The sequence below is a fragment of the Streptomyces sp. NPDC029216 genome, from assembly GCF_040648015.1.
GTDB lineage: Bacteria > Actinomycetota > Actinomycetes > Streptomycetales > Streptomycetaceae > Streptomyces.
In genome coordinates this window covers 1-5,902 of the sequence record NZ_JBEZWL010000247.1, presented here as the reverse complement: position 1 = coordinate 5,902, position 5,902 = coordinate 1, and the positions used below count along the sequence as shown (strand labels likewise).

3 protein-coding genes are annotated in these 5,902 nt (G+C 71.6%); 2 read left to right on the top strand and 1 reads right to left on the bottom strand.

Annotation, left to right across the window (positions count from 1 at the left end; translation table 11 throughout):
- Positions 1-138 precede the first annotated feature (138 nt).
- On the bottom strand, positions 139-1,626 hold the full coding sequence (locus tag AB0F18_RS38120; RefSeq protein WP_362069813.1) for a M28 family metallopeptidase: 1,488 nt from the start codon (positions 1,624-1,626) through the stop codon (positions 139-141).
- A 274-nt stretch (positions 1,627-1,900) separates the two neighbouring features.
- Between AB0F18_RS38120 and AB0F18_RS38115 the strand changes: the two genes are divergently transcribed.
- Positions 1,901-2,929, top strand: a complete 1,029-nt coding sequence (locus AB0F18_RS38115) for an aspartate-semialdehyde dehydrogenase (RefSeq protein WP_362069810.1) — start codon at positions 1,901-1,903, stop codon at positions 2,927-2,929.
- Between the two features lie 156 nt (positions 2,930-3,085).
- Positions 3,086-5,671, top strand: a complete 2,586-nt coding sequence (gene pepN, locus AB0F18_RS38110; protein WP_362069807.1) for an aminopeptidase N — start codon at positions 3,086-3,088, stop codon at positions 5,669-5,671.
- The last annotated feature ends 231 nt before the right edge of the window (positions 5,672-5,902 follow it).

The following is a 5,902-nucleotide window of genomic DNA, read 5'->3' as shown; positions in this document are numbered from 1 at the left end:
GGCCCCCCCCCCCCGCCGCTACTCCACCCACCGCCCCCCCCTTTGCGGCGGGGCGGTCTCCCGGCGGGGGGGGGGCCCGCCCCCCCCCCCCCCCCCCTCGGGCGTTTCCCCTCGGATTTTCCCCCTCGGGCCTTGCGGCTACTTGCCGAGCGAGCGCAGCGACTCGGCGTAGGTGCCGACCGCGTACGCGATGACGTCGAGGTTGGTGTCGAACGCCTTGAGGTCCAGGTTCTTCAGGGTGTCCCCGGCCCCGTGGTAGTTCGGGTCGTACGGGGCCCCGGCCGTCCCGCCGTAGCGCTTGGCCTGCTCGGCGGTCTTGACGCCCTCGGCGCCCGTGAAGGTGCCGCCCGCCGGGATGCCGTTCTCGATGAACGGGCCGTAGTCGGAGCGGCCGTCGAAGTCGCTGCCCTCGTGCGGCTTGCCCGTGCGGTCCAGGAAGCCGTTGATCAGCGACTCGATCTGCGCCGAGCCGGCCGGGCCGGCGCCCGCGCCCGCCTTGTCCGAGTCGTCGCCGTCGTAGACGAACTGCACCGGGTTCGGCGAGGCGATCATGTCGAAGTTCAGGTAGAGCGCGATGTCCTTCTTCTGCCGCTCGGACAGCTGCGCCACGTAGTGCTCGGAGCCCAGCAGGCCCAGCTCCTCCGCCGACCACCAGGCGAAGCGCACCTTGTTGGCCGGACCCTTGCCCTTCTTGTTGGCCCCCTCGTCGGCGAGCTTGAGGGCCACCTCCAGCAGACCGGCCGAGCCGGAGCCGTTGTCGTTGATGCCGGGGCCCTCGGGGACGGAGTCCAGGTGCGCGCCGGCCGTCACGACGCGGTCGGCGCGGCCTCCCCTGGTCTCGGCGATGACGTTGCGGGTGGTCTTCTTCACGTGCTCCTGGTCCAGGTCCAGGCGCACCTTCACCTCGCCCGCGGCGGCGGCCGCGGCCAGCGCCTCGCCGTCGGCGAGGGTGATGCCCGCGCTGGGGATGACCCCCTCGGACGGGGAGGAGAACCCGCCGCGGACCGGGGTGGTGCCGCTGTGGTTGTAGACGATCACGCCGACCGCGCCGGCCGCGGCGGCGGCCCGCTGCTTCTCCACGAAGGTGCAGGCACCCCGCTTGACCAGGGCGATCTTTCCGGTGAAGGCCCCGGCCGGGTAGTCGTCGGCGGTGCAGCCGGGGGTCTCGTCGACGCGGGCGAGGGCCAGCGGGGCCGTCAGCCCGCCGGCCGGGGTGGACCGGGTGAAGGTGAAGGCGGCGGTGGCCAGCTCGCGCGGCCGGTCGCCGAGGACCGTGGTCCTCTCCGTCTTCGTGTGCGCCTCGTAGATGTCGAAGTCCTGGTACGAGACCTCGTACCCGGCCTTCTTCAGGGTGTCGTGGACGTAGGCGGCGGACGCGGCGTGGCCCGGCGTGCCCGCGGCCCGGTTGCCGCCGTTGGCGTCGGCGATCTGCTGGAACTTCGCCAGGTGGCGGTAGGCGCCGCGTGCGGTGACCTCCTCGACCAGCTCCTTGGCGAGCCGGCCCTCGCGGGGGTGGGCGTCGGCCGGGGCGGCGGTGGCGGTCAGCAGGACGGGCGCGGCGACGGCGGCGGCCGCGAGGGCGGCGAGGGCCGGTATGGACCGGCGGCGGTGGCGGATGGTCCGCATGGTGGGCTTCCCCCCGGTGGGCGTTTCGGTTCCTGGGCATTCGGTCTCTGGTACGCCGTGTCCGGATAACGATCACGGCTGAACGGAAGCTAACCGGACCTGACCAGGCAAAACGGACTTCCGGAGGCCCTGAAACACGCCCGTCACGGACTCGTCACGGGGGTTCACGGGCCCGACACTGTCCGCACCTCGGACAATGGATTGGACAAGCCTCGTGGGGTCGAACGCATGATGGCTTCACGCGCGCCCGCGTCCACGTATCGAAGGAGTCACCGTGAGGGTCGGAATCGTCGGAGCCACCGGACAGGTCGGCGGAGTCATGCGCAGCATCCTCGCCGAGCGGAAGTTCCCGGTCGACGAGCTGCGGCTCTTCGCCTCGGCCCGTTCCGCCGGCACGACCCTGGAGTGGCAGGGCCGGGAGATCACCGTCGAGGACGCCACCACGGCCGACTACTCCGGCCTGGACATCGTGCTCTTCTCCGCGGGCGGCGCCACCTCCAAGGCCCTCGCCGAGAAGGTCGCCTCCCAGGGCGCCGTCGTGATCGACAACTCCTCCGCCTGGCGCCGCGACCCCGAGGTCCCCCTCGTGGTCTCCGAGGTCAACCCGCACGCGATCAAGAACCGCCCCAAGGGCATCATCGCGAACCCGAACTGCACCACCATGGCCGCGATGCCCGTGCTGCGCCCCCTCCACGACGAGGCCGGCCTGACCGCGCTGATCGCCACCACCTACCAGGCCGTCTCCGGCTCGGGGCTGGCCGGCGTCGCCGAGCTCAAGGGCCAGGCCTGCGCGGTCTCCGAGGCCGCCGACCAGCTGACCTTCGACGGCGGCGCGGTGGAGTTCCCCGAGCCGGCCGTCTACAAGCGCCCGATCGCGTACAACGTGGTCCCGCTCGCGGGCAACCTCGTCGACGACGGCAGCTTCGAGACCGACGAGGAGCAGAAGCTCCGCAACGAGTCCCGCAAGATCCTGGAGATCCCGGAGCTCAAGGTCTCCGGCACCTGCGTGCGCGTCCCCGTCTTCGCGGGCCACTCCCTGCAGGTCAACGCCCGCTTCGAGCGCCCGATCAGCGTGGAGCGCGCGTACGAGCTGCTGAAGGACGCTCCGGGCGTGGAGCTGTCCGAGATCCCGACCCCCCTCCAGGCCGCCGGCAAGGACGCCTCGTACGTGGGCCGCATCCGGGTGGACGAGACGGTCGACAACGGCCTCGCGCTGTTCCTCTCGAACGACAACCTCCGCAAGGGCGCGGCGCTGAACGCGGTGCAGATCGCGGAGCTCGTGGCCGAGGAGCTGCGCGGCTGACGCCTGCGCGGTGCGGAAGGGGCGGTGCCGGTGACGGCGCCGCCCCTTTGCATTCGGGGAAGGGGCGTCCTGTTCGCCTCTGGATTACTCCTGCCCGGCGGCGGGGCCCGCATGGAAGGATGGCCGGGCAACGTCACCATCAAAGGAGATGACCGCGTGCCTGGCACGAATCTCACCCGTGAAGAGGCTCAGCAGCGGGCGAAGCTGCTCACCGTCGACTCGTACGAGATCGAACTCGATCTCAGCGGTGCGCAGGAGGGCGGTACCTTCCGGTCCGCGACCACCGTGCGCTTCCAGTCGGCCGAGGCAGGCGCCGGGACCTTCATCGACCTGGTCGCACCGGCCGTGCACGAGGTCGTGCTGAACGGCAAGGCCCTGGACGTGGCCGCCGTCTTCCGCGACTCGCGCATCGCCCTGGACCACCTCGCCGCCGGCGCCAACGAGCTCCGCGTCGTCGCGGACTGCGCCTACACCAACACCGGCGAAGGCCTGCACCGCTTCGTCGACCCGGTCGACCAGCAGGCGTACCTGTACACCCAGTTCGAGGTGCCGGACGCGCGGCGGGTGTTCGCCAGCTTCGAGCAGCCCGATCTCAAGGCGACGTTCCAGTTCACCGTCACGGCTCCCGAGGGCTGGACGGTCATCTCGAACTCCCCACGCGACATCTCCGAGGGGGCGGAGCCGAAGGACCGGGTGTGGGCCTTCGAGCCGACCCCGCGCATCTCCTCGTACATCACCGCGCTGATCGTGGGCCCGTACCACGCGGTGCACAGCACGTACGAGGGCAAGGACGGCCAGGTCGTCCCGCTGGGCATCTACTGCCGTCCGTCGCTCGCCGAGTTCCTCGACGCGGACGAGATCTTCGACGTGACCCGGCAGGGCTTCGACTGGTTCCAGGAGAAGTTCGCGTACGACTACCCGTTCGCGAAGTACGACCAGCTCTTCGTGCCGGAGTTCAACGCGGGCGCGATGGAGAACGCGGGCGCGGTCACCATCCGCGACCAGTACGTCTTCCGGTCGAAGGTGACGGACGCGGCGTACGAGGTGCGCGCCGAGACCATCCTGCACGAGCTCGCGCACATGTGGTTCGGCGACCTCGTCACCATGGAGTGGTGGAACGACCTGTGGCTGAACGAGTCGTTCGCCACCTACACCTCGATCGCCTGCCAGGCCTACGCCGAGGGCTCGAAGTGGCCGCACGCCTGGACCACGTTCGCGAACTCCATGAAGACCTGGGCGTACCGGCAGGACCAGCTGCCGTCCACGCACCCGATCATGGCCGACATCCGTGACCTGGACGACGTCCTCGTCAACTTCGACGGCATCACGTACGCCAAGGGCGCCTCGGTGCTCAAGCAGCTCGTCGCGTACGTGGGCATGGACGCCTTCTTCAAGGGCGTGCAGGCGTACTTCAAGGCGCACGCGTTCGGCAACACGCGCCTGTCGGACCTGCTCGGGGCGCTGGAGGAGACCTCGGGCCGCGACCTGGCCGCCTGGTCGAAGGCGTGGCTGGAGACGGCGGGCATCAACGTGCTGCGTCCGGAGATCGAGACGGACGGGTCGGGCGTCGTCACGTCGTTCGCCATCCGTCAGGAGGCCCCGGCCCTGCCGGCGGGGGCCCAGGGCGAGCCGGTGCTGCGTCCGCACCGCATCGCGGTCGGCCTGTACGACCTGGAGGGCGGCAAGCTCGTCCGTACGGAGCGGATCGAGCTGGACATCGACGGCGAGCTGACGGCCGTGGCCGAGCTGGTCGGCCGGGCGCGTCCGGCCGTCGTGCTGCTCAACGACGACGACCTGTCGTACGCCAAGGTCCGCCTGGACGAGGTCTCGCTGGCCAACGTCACCGCGCACCTGGGCGACTTCACCGAGTCGCTGCCGCGCGCGCTGTGCTGGGCATCGGCGTGGGACATGACGCGTGACGGCGAGCTGGCGACGCGCGACTACCTGGCCCTGGTCCTGTCGGGCATCGCCAAGGAGTCGGACATCGGTGTGGTGCAGTCGCTGCACCGCCAGGTGAAGCTGGCCATCGACCTGTACGCCGACCCGGCGTGGCGGGAGCAGGGCCTGGCGGCCTGGACCGAGGCCACGCTGGAGCACCTGCGCGCGGCCGCGCCGGGCAGCGACCACCAGCTGGCGTGGGCCCGTGCCTTCGCGGCGACGGCGCGCACGGACGAGCAGCTGGACCTGCTGGGCGCGCTGCTGGCCGGTACGGAGACCGTCGAGGGTCTGGTCGTGGACACCGAGCTGCGCTGGGCGTTCCTGGAGCGGCTGGCCGCCACGGGCCGGGCGGACGAGGCGGAGATCGCGGCCGAGCTGGAGCGGGACGCGACGGCGGCGGGCGAGCGCCACGCCGAGACGGCGCGCGCTGCGCGCCCGACGGCGGAGGCCAAGGCGGCGGCCTGGGCCTCGGTGGTGGACTCCGGCGACCTGCCGAACGCCGTGCAGGAGGCCGTGATCGGCGGCTTCGTCCAGACCGACCAGCGCGAGCTGCTCGCGCCCTACGCGGAGAAGTACTTCGCGGTGGTCAAGGACATCTGGGAGAGCCGCAGCCACGAGATCGCCCAGCAGATCGCGGTGGGTCTGTACCCGGCGCTCCAGGTCTCCGAGGAGACCCTGGCGGCGACGGACGCCTGGCTGGCCTCGGCCGAGCCGAACGCGGCCCTGCGCCGCCTGGTGTCGGAGTCCCGCTCGGGCGTCGAGCGCGCCCTGAAGGCCCAGGCGGCGGACGCGGCGGCGAGCTGACGGCTCGCGGTGCGGGCCCGCTTCTTCCCCCTCGAGGGGTAGGGGCCGGGCGGTGTTTGCCCACCCGCCTCCCCGGGTGCGGGGCGGTGGGTGGGGGCGGGGCGTGTGCGGGGCGGGCTCAGGGAGGGTCTGGGGGTTTCCCGTCAGTCCCACTGTCCTTCCGGTTCGGGCCGGCCTGTCAAGGGCGCTCCCTTCGGTCGCGTCGCTTCGCGATGGCCTTCGGCCACCCTT

Bases quoted from the DNA above. Each gene is read 5' to 3' on its own strand.
- AB0F18_RS38120 (WP_362069813.1), bottom strand. From the start codon at position 1,626: ATGCGGACCATCCGCCACCGCCGCCGGTCCATACCGGCCCTCGCCGCC.